Here is a 16245-nt window from a genome sequence, read left to right as displayed (position 1 = left end):
CAGTAATACTCGGTCATACGGAGATATTATGATGGTTAGAGTTAAGGTCCAGTCAAGATAAGAACAGATGTTGTTTTCTTATGATATGTCTCAGAGGAATACTTGTGCTAATTGCACTGACATTAGCTAACACAGCTTCAGGTTTTTTCGTTTTTGGTCAGCCGCAATATGTTGCGCTGCCTGTTACCTGGACCGGTGGAGATGTTGATATCGACCTGCCTTTGCAGCTGCAGTCGTGCAATGGCACCGGTCTTGGGCCACGCTTTCCTCGTTGTGGCTGGTATCGGCGAGCTGAAGATTACACCATTGAAGCTACCGATTTTGATTTCGTCTCTTCAGGGAGCGCTCCTTCTATAGAAATGTCTCGTGTGGTCTTTGAGCAGGGGATAAATTCATTGTTGCTAAAAGATGGCAGTAATATTCCGGATACGAGTTCGACATTCCTGACTCCAAGGACTTGGAGACAGGTAGGAGGGAAAGTATCGGTTAAGGTGAATGCGATTGATTTAGAAGGGCGTCAACCCGGAAGTTATAAGGCGACATTAAAGCTCAAAGGTATGGAAAGTGGTGGTTTAATCCCTTACACAGATAATAGTGACCTTGTCTTTGATGTGAAAATTCCTGATCGTATCCAGATCAGTGGCTTGAAAGACATGTCACTCAGTGACAAGAGTCTTAAGGGGGATATGGACTTTTGTGTTTACACTCAAAGTGGATCTGACTTCAAGGTCAGAGCGATGGGACTCAGCAGTACTTTTCTACTATCAGGTCGGGTGGGCTATCAGTTAAGAGTAGGGCAGGGGGGCTCTCTGGAAACCCTGACGCCGGGAGTGGATGGGCAGCCCTGGAAAGGTTCTACTCAGCAGTATTGTGGCGGTGGCTCCAATATGAATCTTGAGGTAACCGTACCTCCATCAGAAGTATCAGGACTTGAGCCCGGCATCTATAAAGATACGGTAACGGTAACAGTAACCGTTCTGTAAGTTAGAACTTTTTCCTTTCCTCTGTGCTGCCATTGAACAAACCGTATTCCACTTGGGTTTTGCTGCTGGGAATTTTCAATGTCCAACTCTGACCAGCATACAGTCGTTTAATCTCATCAATATCAGAACACTGACGTTTGCCTTTCTGGTCTGAGCAAAATTGTCCATTGCGCAATACCACATTAACGTTGCCACTGTTGGTGAAAGTGATTGAGTCTTTCTCTCGTCTGGCTGTCACTTTGTATTCCGGATTTTCCGGGCGAACAAAGACCAGAGCCTGGTAGGCAATCAGCAGTTTAATGGCATTCTGGGTGGCTTCCAGATCACCGACGACGGGTTTGAAGGTTACTCTGTAGACTGACTCAGTTGTTTTTGGTGTCTCAAGGCTGACCAGTCGAACGGTTTTTCGACTGTTGGGGGCGACAATGGTTTTCTGTGGCGTGCTGAGTAATTTCAGCTCGGAAGGGTCGGTAATGCGAACCCTTTCTTCCTGTTTGGTGCCGGGATTAACGACTTTGTAAACCTCAGTCTGCAGATACAGGTTTTCCTTATCCGGATTGGTAACGACTATGTCCTGACGAGGGGATTTGTTCGGCTCGAAATAAACAATCATTTTATCCAGGGACATGGCGCCGAAAGCATTGAGGGTTATAGCCAGAGGTGCCAAAGCCAATAATATCGATAGACGACAAAGTTTAAGCCACGACCGCATCTGTTGGGCTCTTGTGTTTCTGTAATCTGATCCAGTCACTGAAGTGATCTCTTTTTCATCACGACTGGTTCCCGGTTTTGACCCAGTGGGTCTAAAAGCACGGGAACCAGAGTTTGAATATCAGGCAATAGTCTTCGGCCTTCATTCTACGGGTACTATCGCCTGTGGTAAACAGCCTTTGATAAAGCGTCTTATTCGGCATTGATGATCAAGTTTAGCTCACCTTCAAGAGGCTGCTGAGCCACGTCTTGAGGTAGTTTCACCATAAAACCCGTTTCACTGTTATTACAGTCTGAGCTGCGTGGCAGTGCATTGATCGGGTTACTGTTCTGTCCACTGTTAAGGGCCTGGGCTTCGCGATTAGAAGACCAAAGGTCGACTTCATAGTTATAGGAACTTTGATCATTTCTGAGCGCATAGGAGCCACCTGTTCCTGAACCTTCTGTGACAACAGAGTACTGATTAATTCCCGTACCCTTGATGCAAATAGGCTCCACCTCATTGAATTTAGCAACAGTTGATGTTGCGTCATTGAGGTTGGCAGCGTTTGAATTCGTGTCATCCGTTTGTGATGTGGAGGGAGTTGCTATGGAGGCTTGCAAGTTAGGCTTTATAACCAGGCGAATACCGAAAGAACCTGTGGATGTTTTTCCAATATTGCCCTGCTGCGCAGAATAACTCGAAGACGTGATGAGAATAACTAATGAGGCGACTAAGCCTCTGCAGACCATTGCTGAGAGTTTCATATTACACCTACTTCCTGTCTGGTGTTACCTAAGTGGAGTATAGAAATTCTCAGAGACTTGTTTGGCAGGACAGTTTATCGGGTAGTAGCGGAAGATATTCGGGCATGTTGATGTGTCCAATGGAGGGATACCGTCAGAGAAACGGCTCCCCCCGATTCCATAAGCGTTATTCTGTCAAAGCTTTGTCGGACATTTCCAGCTCTTTTATTTTACGGGTGAGGGTGTTTCTGCCCCAGCCTAGTAGCTCGGAAGCATCTCTTTTTCGACCTCCTGTGTGTTGCAGAGCTGATTCAATCATGATCTTTTCAAAAGCCGGGATAGCTTTGTCCAGAATGCCGCTGTGTCCTGCTGCAAGCTCTCTGTCTGCCCAGAGACGAAGCTGCTGCTCCCAGTTGCCTGACTGGGGAGTGACCGGGCCACTGTCGGGCTGGCTCAACAGTTCAGGTGGAAGGTCAGAGATCAGTACTTCCCGGCCTGAAGCCATCACCGTCAGCCAGCGACAAGTGTTCTCTAGCTGTCTGACATTACCGGGCCATTCCAGACTGGCAATAAATTTCGCTGTTTCCTGGGTGAGTACTTTGGGCTCAACGTTCAGTTCTTTGGCGGCCCTGTCCAGGAAATGTCTGGCCAGAACAGGGATATCTTCTGAGCGTTCTCTGAGTCTTGGCAGGTGAACACGAATCACATTGAGTCGATGGAATAAGTCTTCTCGAAATGAGCCTTCCTCAACCAGTTTTTCGAGATTCTGGTGAGTGGCTGCAATAATGCGGACATCGACTTTTACCGGAGTATGACCACCCACCCGATAGAACTCACCGTCTGCAAGTACCCGAAGTAGACGGGTTTGTGTTTCTGCGGGCATATCTCCTATTTCGTCAAGAAACAGTGTGCCGTTCTGAGACTGTTCAAAGCGCCCCTTGCGCATGGCACTGGCACCGGTGAATGCCCCTTTTTCATGGCCAAAGAGTTCTGATTCAATCAGGTCCCTGGGTATGGCTGCCATATTCAGGGCAATAAAAGGATTATTGGCTCTGGGGCTGTGCTTGTGCAGTGCCTGGGCAACCAGTTCTTTACCTGTGCCAGATTCACCATTGATGAGTACAGTAATATTGGACTGCGATAGCCTGCCAATGGCACGGAAGACTTCCTGCATGGCAGGTGCCTCACCGATAATCTCTGTACCGTTATCAACCGCCTCAATCACCTGTTCTGTCTTTTTCTGGCAGCTGTGCTCAATGGCACGTTTGGCCAATGAAACGGCATCGTCTATATCAAAGGGTTTGGGAAGATATTCAAAAGCGCCACCCTGATAGGAGGAGACAGCGCTTTCAAGATCTGAGTGGGCGGTCATAATGATGACAGGCAGATCCGGGTAGGTTTCGTGAACTTCCTTGAGGAATTCCAGCCCATTGGTACCGGGCATTCTGACATCGCTGATTATGGCTTCAGGCTGAGAGTATTGCAGTTCCCGCAGAGCCTTGTCGGCAGAGTCAAACACATCGACTGCGATCTGCTCTCCGGCCAGTGCCTTTTCTAGCACCCAGCGGATAGAGCGATCATCATCAATAATCCAGACTTTAGAGTCCATACTCATTAATTACTCCTGTTGTTTATCCGCTGAAGACTGTCTGATGTAAGACGGTTGGGATGAAGGCTGATTAATCGTTAGCGGGAGATAGACGTGAAAGCATGTCTGCCCCGGTTTACTGTCACATTCAATTAACCCCTGATGCTGGCTGATAATGTACTGGGCCATGGGTAGCCCGAGGCCGGTTCCTTCTGCTCTGCCACTAATCATGGGGTAAAAAATATTTTCCTTAAGGTGCTCAGGAATACCGGGACCATTGTCAATAATGGATAGACGACAAACGAGCTTCCGTCGTTGATTGCCAATCGTGAACTGTCTGGATATACGGCTTTGAATGGCTATTTGACCATCACTTAAAGGCATGTGCTGTTCTATGGCCTGCATGGCGTTACGCACTAGGTTGAGAATGGCTTGAATCAGCCGCTCCCTGTCAGCAGGAAGATCAGGAATACTGGGATCATAATCTTTCACAATAGACAGCTGACCACCGGTCTCTGCATGTATCAGCTGGATAACCCTTTCCAGCACCTCGTGAATATTCAGACTGTTCATGCTCGGGGGTTTGATGGGGCCGAGCATCTGGTCAACCAGGTCTCTGAGTCTATCCGCTTCCTCAATGATGATCTGTGTGAACTCACTGAGTTCTTTGTCATCCAGTTGTTTATCCAATAGTTGGGCTGCGCCTCTTATACCTCCCAGTGGATTCTTGATTTCATGAGCGAGTCCACGGGCGAGAATACGTGAGGTTTCCTGCTTGGCAATCAGAGATTCTTCACGAGTGATGCGTTGCAACCTGTCTCTTGGGTGAATCTCTACCAGCAGGCAGGCGTGCTGGTTTTCCACGGGAGTAATCGTGTAATCAACCAGTACTGGGGCTCCATGAATCACTATTTCTGACTCTCTGCGGGTAAATTGCTGGTTCTGCTCCAGGGCTCGCTGCAGGTCTTTCATCATGGAGCCATGGTCAAGCGACTGCGGCGGGGGCAATTGCAGACCGCTCTTTTCGCTGATATCCAGGAGTGCTTCAGCAGCATGGTTGATGAAGGAGACACGAAGCTCCTGATCCAGAGCAATAATGGCCGTGTTTAGATTTTCCAGTACAAATTCATTGATCACCGACTGACACCCGGATAAGTGGTGGTTGTTATTTCATGGTCTGGTAAAACATTACGCAAGAATTGAACCAACTGTTGCCAATCTCTTTCAGTGTGTGACCTTTTTGCATCAGGTCGCACTACTGAAAAGAGTCGAGAGGCTCCGAATTATAAGTCAGTTTATCAAAGCGCACTAACATAGTGCGATCAGTAGTTTCAGAGGGCTGGTGTTGGAACCGGTGTGGGAGGTCTGAAAACCGTTCTCTGCACATGCACAGTGCTTTTGGCGGTTTTTAAGGTTTTGCCTTTAGGGTCAAGAATGGTCACTGACAGCTGGTGAGTACCTCGATCGACATTTTTCAGCTTGAATTGAGGGTTTCTCTGGGGGGGGCCCTGCTGAACGCCATCAACTGACAAGGACAAAGTGTGACCTTTTACCAGTCTTGGTTTCAGGCTGACTTTAACGGTGAAGTTGCCATTATCTCTGACGGTTGAATCATTGGCAGGTTCGGTAATCGTGAAGACTGGATAAATGCCCTCTTTATGGTTATTCAACGGCTTGATGGACGAGCGACCTGTTGTCTGGGTAGAGGGTATGCTGGTAATGGGAGTGAGTTCTACCGGCTCAGCCTTTTCACGGGCGCCAGGGCTGTCAGTGAATGTGACATTGCCATTCTTGTCGACCGTTTTATAAATTTCAGAGGCTTGTCCAGGCAGGGGTAGGGCCAGCAATAACATAAATATTATTCTTTTCATGGTGATCTAAGGCTGATTCCGGGTTCTCCTAGAGTACTGTAGAGCGCACCTGTTTGCATCCGTGCGGTCAAGAAAGGACAAAGAAAGGACAAAAAAAGGCGATGAAAGGACTTTAAAGCGAGTATTGGGGATATGAAATAGAGGGGACTTGAATAACAGCCGGAGTGCTATCTGTGGCGATAGACACTCCAGCATTTGGGCTTTTGATAACAGGAGTAGTAGTTACTGCCCTATTCGTTTACACACTGTAGTAGAGATCGAACTCAGCAGGATGAGTGGTCTGGCTTACCTGTACACACTCTTCTTTCTTCAGTTCGATGTAAGCGTCGATCATGTCGTCAGTGAATACACCGCCGGTAGTCAGGAATTCACGGTCGGCATCCAGAGCGGCCAGAGCTTCTTCGAAGCTTTCTGCAACGGTCGGGATTTCAGCCGCTTCTTCTGCAGGCAGGTCGTAAAGATCCTTGTCAGCAGCGTCGCCAGGGTGGATCTTGTTCTTGATGCCGTCCAGGCCAGCCATCAACAGAGCAGCAAACGCCAGGTATGGGTTAGCTGTTGGGTCAGGGAAGCGAACTTCTACACGACGGGCCTTGGGGCTGTTTACGTAAGGAATACGGATGGAAGCAGAACGGTTACGGGCAGAGTAAGCCAGCATAACAGGTGCTTCAAAGCCCGGGATCAGTCGCTTGTAGGAGTTGGTGGAAGCATTGGCAAAAGCGTTAATCGCTTTAGCGTGTTTAATGACACCACCAATGTAGTACAAAGCGTTTTCGCTCAGACCGGCATAGCCATCGCCAGCAAACAGGTTTTCACCATCTTTGCTCAGGGACATGTGAACGTGCATACCGCTGCCGTTATCACCCACCAGAGGCTTGGGCATGAAGGTGGCAGTTTTACCGTAAGCGTGAGCAACATTGTGTACGGCGTATTTCAGGATCTGAACTTCGTCAGCCTTGGCTACCATGGTGTTGAATTTAACACCGATTTCACACTGGCCCGCAGTACCTACTTCGTGGTGATGTACTTCAACGCCGAGGCCCTGAGCTTCCATCGCTGTGCACATGGCAGCACGAATATCGTGCAGTGAATCGACGGGAGGAACCGGGAAGTAACCGCCTTTAACTTTTGGTCGGTGGCCGATATTGCCACCTTCGAAAGACTTGCTGGAAGACCAGGCCGCTTCTTCAGAGTTGATTTGGTATGAAGCACCGGAAATGTCAACGTTCCACTTAACATCGTCAAATACGAAGAATTCCGGCTCCGGACCAAAGAAAGCCGTGTCAGCAATACCAGTAGACTTCAGGTACTCTTCAGCACGCTTGGCAACAGAACGTGGGTCACGCTCGTAGCCCTGCATGGTTGAAGGCTCGATGATGTCGCAACGAATGTTCAGAGTAGTTTCGTCAGTAAAAGGATCGATGACTGAGCTGTTGTCATCAGGCATCAGGATCATGTCGGATTCATTGATGCCTTTCCAGCCAGCAATGGAGGAACCGTCGAACATTTTACCCAGCTCGAAGAATTCGGCATCGACTTCGCCGACCGGCAGGGAAACATGCTGTTCTTTACCACGGGTATCGGTAAAACGAAGGTCAACCCATTTTACATCGTGATCCTTGATCAAATTCAGGGTCTTGGACATTTATTATTCCTCCAAAGGACTATAGCTCTCGTTGAGCACCGCAGGTCGATTGTAGGAGCCTGACCGAGAATAGACTGCCCTACTGCGGCGACAGCAAATTGGTCTGAAAATCCGCTTTTGTTCGTCAAATAGCTCGCTATTCTCCTCACAAAACCGAATTTTCATCCTCAATTTTCTGCCGTCCTCGCTACGGGCGCTACCCTCGGTCAGGCTCCTAGGAGGCCGACCGAGAATAGACTGCCCTACTGCGGCGGCAGCAAATTGGTCTAAAAATCCGCTTTTGTTCGTCAAATAGCTCGCTATTCTCCTCACAAAACCGAATTTTCATCCTCAATTTTCTGCCGTCCTCGCTACGGGCGCTATTCTCGGTCGGCCTCCTAGAGACTTGTCAATCGTTATGGCGGTTTACCAACATTTAGTCGTATTGTGCCGCATTGGCGGCTGTGCCGACACCGTCTCAGCAATTGCTGTGCCAGTATCGAAAACCGGTTGATTTTGCTGAGTTCTAAAACGTGAACATGCCTGAGTATAAGCCGAATGCAGGTGGTTGCACCGAAAAGAATCTCATTAAATCGAATAAGTGCACAAAAAAAGTGCGCCAGACTTTGAGAGTGTTTCGGTTTGGTGCATTTGCCCGTTAAATATCCGCAAAACCATTCCCAGGCGGTGCCCAGTGTAGCGTGAATCTGCAGGGACTACTAACAACCATGTGGCCTTTACGAGGTGTCTAAGCGAATTGTCTGCTACCAGCCGGGGTTACCGGTGTCTGGGAGTCTTCTGTATAATCGTGTGGATTCGTTTCTTAATTTTCCTAACTGGCATCTGGACCGGGTTCTCTTCCTGACTTGCAGTGGCACTTTTCTGTGGTGACATTTTTCCGATGGGAGAGCACCGGACATACAATTCTATGAAGTTCATCATCAAGCTGTTTCCTGAAATTACCATTAAGACGCCTCCGGTGAGAAAGCGTTTTATTAAGCAGCTGCGCAAGAATATTCGTACCATTCTCAAACGGGTTGATGAAGACGTTGAGGTGGCTGGCACCTGGGATTTTATCGAGCTGGCCACTGGTCATGATGATTCTCAGCTGGTGGCTCAGGTCTCCGATCTGTTGAGCCATATTCCCGGTATAGCGTACTGGCAACAGGTGGTTGAGTATCCGCTGACTGACCTGGATGACATTATGCATAATGCTCTGGCAGTGAATCGTGAATTGCTGGCCGGGAAAACCTTCCGGGTTACCTGTCAACGCTCAGGTAAACATGACTTTCAGTCTATTGATGTGGAGCGATACGTGGGTGGTGGCCTGAATGCCCGAACTGAAGCGGCGGGTGTCAAGCTCAAAAATCCGGACGTTGTCGTAAAAATTGAGATCAGGGGCGACCGTTATTTCCTGGTCACGAACCGTGGTAATGGGTTGGGTGGCTACCCACTGGGCTCTATGGAGCCCGTATTATCGCTAATCTCTGGTGGCTTTGACTCGACAGTTTCAAGTTTCCTGACCATGAAACGGGGTATCAGAACCCACTTCTGTTTCTTCAATCTGGGTGGCCATGCCCATGAGCTGGCGGTGAAAGAGGTGGCTTATTATCTCTGGAGCCGCTTTGGCTCGTCCCATAACGTCAACTTTGTTACGGTTCCTTTTGAAGGGGTTGTCGAAGAGATTCTGACCAAGGTAGATAACTCCCAGATGGGTGTTGTTCTCAAGCGGATGATGTTGAGAGCTGCAACCCGGGTCGCAAAAGAGATGTATGTTGAAGCCGTAGTCACCGGAGAAGCCGTTGCCCAGGTTTCCAGCCAGACACTCACCAACCTGGCGGTTATTGATTCGGCTACCGATCATCTGGTCTTGCGTCCGCTTATTGCCATGGATAAGCAGGACATCATTGATATCTCAGTCAGGATCGGTTCAGAGGAATTGGTAAAAAATATTCCCGAGTATTGTGCGGTGATCTCGAAAAATCCGACCACCAGGGCCAAGCCGGAAAAAATTGCAGCGCAAGAAGCCCGTTTTGATTTCTCCATTCTGGATGCGGCGGTTGTCGATCGTCGTAAGGTTTCCGTTTCTGATATCATTGCCGATGACCTGACCCGTGAAGAAGTTGAGGTGTTCGAGACCGCAGAACAAGACGACATTGTTGTTGATATCCGCCATCCGGATGAAGAAGAGATCAAGCCTTTTGATCTCAATGACCGAGAAGTGCTGACGATTCCTTTCTATCAGCTCAGGACAAAATTTGCTGAACTGGATAAAGATAAGCACTACCTGCTCTACTGCGAAAAAGGGGTGATGAGTCAGTTGCACGCCATGCACCTTCGTGACGAAGGGCATGAGAATGTCGGCGTCTACAACCCAGGGAAAAAGTAACCGATAAGATGATGAAAATTGCCATGATTGCCGCCGTTGCCAAAAACCATGCCATCGGCATCAATAATAAAATGCCCTGGTACTTGCCCGGAGATCTCCGCTATTTCAAGGCTGTCACCATGGGCAAGCCTGTAATTATGGGACGCAAGACGTTTGATTCACTGCGCAAGCCTCTGCCGGGTCGTACCAATATTGTCATTACCCGTGACAAAGACTGGCATTATGAAGGGGTCAGGGTGGTGCACAGTCTTGAGCATGCCATTTCTTTGGCGGAAGATGTAGCCATGATCAATGGCAATGAAGAAATCATGGTGATTGGTGGTGAGCAGATTTATCGTCAGGCCCTGGACAGAGCTGATCGGCTTTATCTGACCAAAGTCTTCAAATCGTTTGATGGTGACGCATTTTTTCCGGAAATCGATGACAGTGAATGGGATATTACCGCCAGGGAAGATCAGGTCTCTGAAGATGATCAGGCCCTGGAGTTCAGTTATCAGGTGCTCGATCGCAAGTCCGTCTGAGGTCCTGGTCTCCCTGCCGTATAAGCCAGCTAAATCAAGTTGGCTTTTCTTATTTACAGCTGTTTTTAGTGAGTACAAGCGTAAAACAAAACCACAGCAGCCCTGAGGCGGCTATAGTTTAAATATTGTTGCTTTTGTATTTTTTAATCATCTTATCTAATAAAAAACGTTTCGATTCATCATCTATTTCTCAGGGATTGAGAGGCATGCCATCAGAGATCAGGAACCAAAGAGGTTCTCCTTTCTCTGCTACAGAGCGAAAAGAGACCGTCAGAACTTCAGAAGATTCCAGCCTGGGTCAGATTGATTACGGTCGGTGGCGGGGTCGCTTTGTTTTCTCGCGCATAGGCGGTTTTATCAAGCGTCTATTTGGCGGAGGTCCCTCAGCAGCAAAGGCACTCAGGGTTTACGACTCATTCCGTTATGCTGCCCACGAAGAACTCTCTTCTCCTATCCAGCGCAGTCTGCGTGACTACCATATTGCCTGTGCCATGGCCTATCACCATGTTTGTGTGCTGGGTGAAGAGAAAAAAGGTGAAGCAATGAAACTGGTGCTGTCAGGGGGCAGTGAAAAAATCAGTGAACAGGTTCTCACTGAAGTCAGAAAAACCGTTTCTTGTTCTACCGTTGAGTTGACTTATAAATACCTTGCAGAAGATCGAACTCTGCCCGTTGGCTTTTTGAAAAGGGCTCTGATACCGGACTTAATTCAGAGCACCGTGAGAGACTTCAATGTGGATGCTGACACAGCGGAAGCTACGATTGTCAAACTGGCACAGGATACAGGGCTGCTCAACGATACGGATATTACCTTTGAACGTATTCTTGAAATCAAGAATGCGCTGCGCTGGCGGTTTGCACCAGAGACTCGCACACCGGTCGAACAGTTACCGGGCAGAAGAGGTAAAGGTCCCGTCAGCAGGTTTGACCCTTCTATTCCTGCAGCAACTCCTCCCGGACTTGAAAGACCCAAAGCGACTCGTTACCACCTGGATAAAGTCGACAGGACCCATATTCAGAATGTTGTGGATAAAGGGGGGGGTATCAAGCTAAAGAATACGGATACCCGTGACAGGATCAAACGCCATTTTCTCAGGAATAAAAGGTACTTTAGTCTTAATTCTGCTGCCATAGTGGTCAGTACCGTGCTGATAGGTCTGGTGTCAGGGGGGATTGCCGCTGCAGCGGCTCTATTCAGTTATATTGCCTGGTACGGTGTATGGAGTGGTGGTACAGAGCTGATTCGGATGACCAAAGCGATCAGGGCTTTACAGAGGGCAGAAGCATCCGCTGATTACAAACTGGAGGTGAATGATCTGGGTGTCTTGTCAGAGATGGATGACAAGAAATTTCGGGTCTTCCTGAAAAGCCTGAGATACATCTGCAGTCATGAAACCTTAACCCGCATCTTCACTGCCTATTCTGCGCTGGAAAAAGACGCTCAGATGAGATTGGAGATGGAAAGAGAGAAAGATGAGAGCAATCTTGAAGCCGTGATACGTCTGGAGGAAGGCAAAGCTCGATACCTGTATCGCAGACGCAACCTGCAAGATGCTTTCAAACTTTACAGACGTTTCTACACAGCAGCCGTCAGCGACGTTGAGAGAATGGATCAAGAGTGGGAGCCGGTTCTGGATCAGCTGTGGAACGGTAAATTCAAAAACATGGACCCGGAGAAAAGAGAACGCTTGTTCAGCCATGCGGCCAATGATCCTCGAGTGATTGGCAAGTCATATCATTTCAAGACCAAGCAGACGGGATGGCTGCAAAAAGTGTTCCCGAAAATGACCGATGATTTAACCAGTGACGGCTCTATTGCTTCCAAAGAGGCTGTGGAAGAGCTGGAGCGGATACTGGCAGAAGAAATGCCCGATATAGAGCTGAGCGAAGAAGAAAAGAGTCGCTTTAACACTCACGCCGACAGGGTGGCCAATGCCCTGATACTGGCTGAGAATGGCGTCAGAAGTTATTTGAATGTCTGGTTGAAGGGAGCCATTAAATCAACCATGCTCCATGGCTTTAAAGTGGTCTGGCATGCTTCTGAAAGGAGACCAGCATTGGAAATCTCACCTCACGTGCCCAAGCCCACTGTGGATGGATTAATTATCTTTGGTTTTTTCTTTCTGGCAGATCTTTTTGTTGATCGTTACAACGAGGCAGTCAATAAAGAGCGATTTGAACGCATTACCGGAAAGAAGACAGGCAAAAGTATGGTCTGGGATTGGCAGGGTCAGAGAAAAAGAACCGGACGGGAAGAAATGAATACCATGAGAAGGTTGGCTAAAGATCAGCTGGAAGACTTTGTTGATCGTATGCTGAAACTGCATGATTCCCATAAAGACATTATGAAAGAAGTCAGGCTCCAACAGCAGCTGAGCCAGGTTAACCCTGGCTCTCCCATGTTTGATCATATGGATGATCGGGAGGCAGCTGTGTTAATTCTACGACGGCAATATCACCATCAAATCATTTCTGAAATGATGATGGGAGCTATTGGTAAATACTATGAGAGCGTTATGACCAAAACCGCTTCCTGGGATCAGAAAATGAGCCATATTATTCCCCCACAGACCCCTATTTGAGCGCAATAAGCTTTTCTATGCCTCAAAGCTTCTTGACCAGAACTTTGGATTGTCTCTCCTCATTGTACTGATTGCGCTTCTCCATAGGCAAAGACTTCTGGGTGGATTCAGAAAAACCTCGTTCCAGAAACCAATGGCTGGTCTGGGTCGTTAATACAAACAGCGTATCCATTCCCTGTTGGGCAGCCTGTTCTTCTATAGCACTGAGAAGAAGGTCGCCTCGGTTTTTCTTCTGGTAATCAGGGTGTACGACGAGACAGGCCAGCTCCGCGACCTTTTCTCCCGAAAACAAATGGATAGCTGCACAGCCAATAATCATGCCGTCCAGGGAAATGACCCGGAACAGCCGAATCTCACGCTCCAGCTCTTTTCTTGAACGCCTTCTGAGGATGCCTTTTTGTTCCAGAGGCCTGATAAGCGCCAGGATTCCCCCCACATCCTCAATGCTGGCCACACGAATTTCTTCATAACGATCACGAGAAACCATCGTGCCAGATCCATCACGGGTAAAAAGCTCCATTAGCAGAGAACCGTCCTGCTCGAAGCTGATCAGCTGTGAGCGTTCCACACCACCGTGACAGGCGGTAATGGCTGAGGAAAGCAGTCTTCTGTCCTCCCCATGAAGGTGCTTGAGGACTTTTTCAGCTTCCTGGGGGGAAAGACGGCTGATCTGTTGCCCCTGCTGATCCTTTACACCTTCAAACCTTGAGTACAAAAGTAGTTTTTCGGCTTCAAGGTGGATGGCTGTGTGGGTAGCGACTTCTTCCACCTCCATGTTGAAAAGCTCGCCAGTCGGTGAATGACCGAGGCAGGAGAGAAGAACTATGTAGCCACTGTCGAGCTGCTGCTGGATTGCTTCTTTATCTATTTTGCGAATAGCACCGGTGTGGAGAAAATTCTGCCCATCGATCACACCCAGAGGTTTTGCAGTGACGAAATTGCCACTAATAACTCGAATGCTGGCCCCGTGCATGGGAGAGTTAACCAGACCGAGTGAAAGCTTGGATTCAATTCGTGCGCGAAGATTACCCACAGCGTCCATCACGCATTCAAGGCACTGACGATCCGTAATCCGTATTTCGTTGTGAAATCTGGACTCAAGGCCTCTGGCTCTGAGACGCTCCTCGATCTGAGGTCGGGCACCGTGGACAAGAACCAGTCGAACGCCCAGGCTGTTGAGCAGGGCAATATCGTTGATGATATTGTTCAGATTAAGGCTTGCCAGAGCCTCACCGCCCAGAGTAATGACAAACGTTTTGCCGTGGTGGGCATGAATGTAGGGCGAACTCTGGCGGAAAAATTTTACGTAGTTCTTGTTCAAGTTCATGGCTGTTTGTTTATCTTCATTCTGATGTTACGTTGCTGAATCAAACTCAATAGTGATAGCGTAAACTGGCTATCAAAATAGAATCGTCTTCAAACTTGTATACAACCCTGTGCTCATCATTGATGCGTCTTGACCAATAACCTGATAGTCCATGTTTTAGCGGCTCTGGCTTCCCGGTTCCTTCATAGGGCGTTCTCTTGATTTCTTTAATTAATGAATTGACCCGTTTAGCAATTTTTTTATCTGTTTTTTGCCAGTAAAGGTAATCTTCCCACGCTCGTTCTGAGAAAGTGAGCTTCATTCTATGAGCTCTCTTTCAGTACCTTTTCCACTTTCTAACTCAGCAATAGACTCAAGCAAACGGCGAGCATTTTTCGGGCTGCGCAGTAAATATGCTGTCTCTTGCAGTGATTTATAGTCTTCCATTGACATCATAACGACGGGTTGTTCCCCTTTTCTGGTAATAATGACCGGAGCATGATCGGAACACACCTGTTGCATGGTTTTTGCCAGATTATTTCTTGCTGATGTATAACTAATCGTATCCATAGTTCACCTATATCGTACATGTTCATTATTCTGTACAATAAGTTAGCGCAGCATAACGAATTTATCCAGTCGATTCGTTTCGCTGAAGGCTGATAGAAGGGTTAATCAGAGGCAGAATTGCCGTATCAGAGATCTCAGTAGCTCAATGGTTGGATGAATTCTGTCCATAGAAAGGTATTCATCAGGTTGATGAGCCTGATCGATATCACCCGGACCCAGCACGACTGTATCCATCCCCATTCGGCTGAAGAAAGGCGCTTCCGTAGTGAAAGCAACGGATTTCGCTGAATAGCCGGTTAGATTTTCACAGGTTTTCACCAGGGGAGAGTCGGCAGAGCCTGTAAATGGATCAATACTGTCGTGAATCGCGTTCAGAGAAAGTTTTACATTATCGGCTCTGGCGATGGGGAGAAGACGCTGTTTCAGGCTTTCTCTCAGCTCCCGGCTGTCCATACCAGGCAGGAGGCGCACGTCAAAGTCCAAATCACAGTGGCCACAGATTCTGTTAGGGTTGTCGCCACCATGAATGCAACCGAGGTTGATGGTAGGGGTAGGCACAGCAAATCCGGGATTATTGTATTTACCGGCCAGTTCTTCCCGGAACGCCATGATTTCAGTGATTACTTTATGGGCTGTTTCCATGGCATTCCTGCCAAGGGCCGGGTTGCTCGAATGACCGGACTGTCCGAGAATCCGAATGCGTTCCATCATGATACCTTTATGCATATAGACTGGTTGCATACCGGTAGGCTCACCCACCACCGCATAACGCCCCCTGGGTTTACCTGCAGCAGCCAGGGCCCGGGCACCACTCATGGAGGATTCTTCGTCTGCTGTTGCCAGAATAATCAAGGGGGCCTTCAGAGGCACTTTCAGATAATCTTTTACTGCTTCCATGACGAGACCAAAGAATCCCTTCATATCGCAGATGCCCAGACCGTAAAACCGGTTATCGGATTCATTGAGTGAGAAAGGGTCGAATTGCCAGAGATTTTCATTGTATGGCACGGTATCGGTATGGCCTGCCAGAACTAATCCACCAGGACCTGAGCCCAGAGTGGCAATCAGGTTGGCTTTCAGCGGTGCTTCCGGAATGGGTATGATCTCACAGCAAAAGCCCATGGTTTCAAGCCAGCCTGCCAGTTCATGAATCACCGGCATATTGCCCATATCCAGCTCAGGCTGTGTGGAACTGACAGAGGGAATCTCTATCAACCGCGACAGGACTGCTTTCAGATCAGGTTGCTGGATTCCAGACATTATCAGGCCCCAGGTTCTAATTGTTGGAAAATTGGATAGGCATAAATCAAATCTGCCAGATCATCTGGCTGTCAACCTTCCAGTGCCGAAATTAACAGCCTTTTTCAGCATGATAAC

14 protein-coding genes are annotated in these 16245 nt (G+C 48.2%); 4 read left to right on the top strand and 10 right to left on the bottom strand.

What is annotated here, in order from left to right:
* The first annotated feature begins 104 nt into the window (after positions 1 to 104).
* Positions 105 to 983 carry a hypothetical protein gene (locus ACO6VG_RS01595; RefSeq protein ID WP_422138878.1) on the top strand — a complete coding sequence of 293 codons (879 nt, stop codon included), beginning with the start codon at positions 105 to 107 and terminating at the stop codon, positions 981 to 983.
* Position 984: 1 nt separating this feature from the next.
* Here ACO6VG_RS01595 and ACO6VG_RS01590 read toward each other — a convergent pair whose 3' ends face one another.
* From ACO6VG_RS01590 to glnA, 6 genes are all read right to left on the bottom strand, one after another.
* Positions 985 to 1695: a molecular chaperone gene (locus tag ACO6VG_RS01590; protein ID WP_422135300.1), complete on the bottom strand. Its 711-nt coding sequence runs from the start codon at positions 1693 to 1695 to the stop codon at positions 985 to 987.
* Between the two features lie 191 nt (positions 1696 to 1886).
* Positions 1887 to 2441, bottom strand: a complete 555-nt coding sequence (locus ACO6VG_RS01585) for a hypothetical protein (RefSeq protein WP_422410953.1) — start codon at positions 2439 to 2441, stop codon at positions 1887 to 1889.
* Positions 2442 to 2607: 166 nt separating this feature from the next.
* Positions 2608 to 4035 carry a nitrogen regulation protein NR(I) gene (gene ntrC, locus ACO6VG_RS01580; protein WP_422135298.1) on the bottom strand — a complete coding sequence of 476 codons (1428 nt, stop codon included), beginning with the start codon at positions 4033 to 4035 and terminating at the stop codon, positions 2608 to 2610.
* Positions 4036 to 4038: 3 nt separating this feature from the next.
* Positions 4039 to 5145 (bottom strand): nitrogen regulation protein NR(II), encoded by a 1107-nt coding sequence (glnL, locus tag ACO6VG_RS01575; protein ID WP_422135297.1) that lies wholly within the window; start codon positions 5143 to 5145, stop codon positions 4039 to 4041.
* 194 nt (positions 5146 to 5339) lie between these two features.
* Positions 5340 to 5861 carry a DUF4124 domain-containing protein gene (locus tag ACO6VG_RS01570; RefSeq protein WP_422135296.1) on the bottom strand — a complete coding sequence of 174 codons (522 nt, stop codon included), beginning with the start codon at positions 5859 to 5861 and terminating at the stop codon, positions 5340 to 5342.
* Between the two features lie 256 nt (positions 5862 to 6117).
* Positions 6118 to 7521 carry a glutamate--ammonia ligase gene (gene glnA, locus ACO6VG_RS01565; protein ID WP_422135295.1) on the bottom strand — a complete coding sequence of 468 codons (1404 nt, stop codon included), beginning with the start codon at positions 7519 to 7521 and terminating at the stop codon, positions 6118 to 6120.
* Positions 7522 to 8428: 907 nt separating this feature from the next.
* Between glnA and thiI the strand changes: the two genes are divergently transcribed.
* The 3 genes from thiI to ACO6VG_RS01550 all read left to right on the top strand — a co-directional run bounded on the left by thiI (position 8429) and on the right by ACO6VG_RS01550 (position 12992).
* Positions 8429 to 9889 (top strand): tRNA uracil 4-sulfurtransferase ThiI, encoded by a 1461-nt coding sequence (gene thiI, locus ACO6VG_RS01560; protein WP_422472339.1) that lies wholly within the window; start codon positions 8429 to 8431, stop codon positions 9887 to 9889.
* A gap of 11 nt (positions 9890 to 9900) precedes the next feature.
* Positions 9901 to 10410, top strand: coding sequence for a dihydrofolate reductase (locus ACO6VG_RS01555; RefSeq protein ID WP_422476249.1), 510 nt, complete (start codon positions 9901 to 9903; stop codon positions 10408 to 10410).
* A gap of 206 nt (positions 10411 to 10616) precedes the next feature.
* Entirely contained in the window at positions 10617 to 12992 is a 2376-nt protein-coding gene (locus ACO6VG_RS01550) for a hypothetical protein (RefSeq protein ID WP_422472337.1), read from the top strand.
* A gap of 22 nt (positions 12993 to 13014) precedes the next feature.
* Here ACO6VG_RS01550 and argA read toward each other — a convergent pair whose 3' ends face one another.
* The 4 genes from argA to argE all read right to left on the bottom strand — a co-directional run bounded on the left by argA (position 13015) and on the right by argE (position 16128).
* Positions 13015 to 14319: an amino-acid N-acetyltransferase gene (gene argA / locus ACO6VG_RS01545; protein WP_422135291.1), complete on the bottom strand. Its 1305-nt coding sequence runs from the start codon at positions 14317 to 14319 to the stop codon at positions 13015 to 13017.
* Between the two features lie 46 nt (positions 14320 to 14365).
* The gene (locus tag ACO6VG_RS01540; protein WP_422135290.1) at positions 14366 to 14620 is read right to left on the bottom strand and encodes a Txe/YoeB family addiction module toxin; all 255 of its coding nucleotides are present in this window, start codon (positions 14618 to 14620) and stop codon (positions 14366 to 14368) included.
* A complete protein-coding gene (gene yefM, locus ACO6VG_RS01535; RefSeq protein ID WP_422135289.1) occupies positions 14617 to 14868 on the bottom strand; it encodes a YoeB-YefM toxin-antitoxin system antitoxin YefM in 252 nt (83 codons plus the stop codon). Before yefM ends, ACO6VG_RS01540 begins: the two co-directional genes overlap by 4 nt.
* Positions 14869 to 14973: 105 nt before the next feature.
* Positions 14974 to 16128: an acetylornithine deacetylase gene (gene argE, locus ACO6VG_RS01530; protein ID WP_422472335.1), complete on the bottom strand. Its 1155-nt coding sequence runs from the start codon at positions 16126 to 16128 to the stop codon at positions 14974 to 14976.
* Positions 16129 to 16245: the final 117 nt, after the last annotated feature.

The sequence above is a fragment of the Endozoicomonas sp. ALB032 genome, assembly GCF_049310125.1.
Taxonomy (GTDB): domain Bacteria; phylum Pseudomonadota; class Gammaproteobacteria; order Pseudomonadales; family Endozoicomonadaceae; genus Endozoicomonas_A.
The sequence above is the reverse complement of the archived record's forward strand: the minus strand, read 5'-3'. Positions and strand labels throughout refer to the sequence as shown.

Bases quoted from the DNA above. Each gene is read 5' to 3' on its own strand.
- ACO6VG_RS01590 (WP_422135300.1), bottom strand. From the start codon at position 1,695: ATGCGGTCGTGGCTTAAACTTTGTCGTCTATCGATATTATTGGCTTTG.
- ACO6VG_RS01585 (WP_422410953.1), bottom strand. From the start codon at position 2,441: ATGAAACTCTCAGCAATGGTCTGCAGAGGCTTAGTCGCCTCATTAGTT.
- ntrC (WP_422135298.1), bottom strand. From the start codon at position 4,035: ATGAGTATGGACTCTAAAGTCTGGATTATTGATGATGATCGCTCTATC.
- ACO6VG_RS01570 (WP_422135296.1), bottom strand. From the start codon at position 5,861: ATGTTATTGCTGGCCCTACCCCTGCCTGGACAAGCCTCTGAAATTTAT.
- glnA (WP_422135295.1), bottom strand. From the start codon at position 7,521: ATGTCCAAGACCCTGAATTTGATCAAGGATCACGATGTAAAATGGGTT.
- thiI (WP_422472339.1), top strand. From the start codon at position 8,429: ATGAAGTTCATCATCAAGCTGTTTCCTGAAATTACCATTAAGACGCCT.
- ACO6VG_RS01555 (WP_422476249.1), top strand. From the start codon at position 9,901: ATGAAAATTGCCATGATTGCCGCCGTTGCCAAAAACCATGCCATCGGC.
- ACO6VG_RS01550 (WP_422472337.1), top strand. From the start codon at position 10,617: ATGCCATCAGAGATCAGGAACCAAAGAGGTTCTCCTTTCTCTGCTACA.
- argA (WP_422135291.1), bottom strand. From the start codon at position 14,319: ATGAACTTGAACAAGAACTACGTAAAATTTTTCCGCCAGAGTTCGCCC.
- ACO6VG_RS01540 (WP_422135290.1), bottom strand. From the start codon at position 14,620: ATGAAGCTCACTTTCTCAGAACGAGCGTGGGAAGATTACCTTTACTGG.
- yefM (WP_422135289.1), bottom strand. From the start codon at position 14,868: ATGGATACGATTAGTTATACATCAGCAAGAAATAATCTGGCAAAAACC.
- argE (WP_422472335.1), bottom strand. From the start codon at position 16,128: ATGTCTGGAATCCAGCAACCTGATCTGAAAGCAGTCCTGTCGCGGTTG.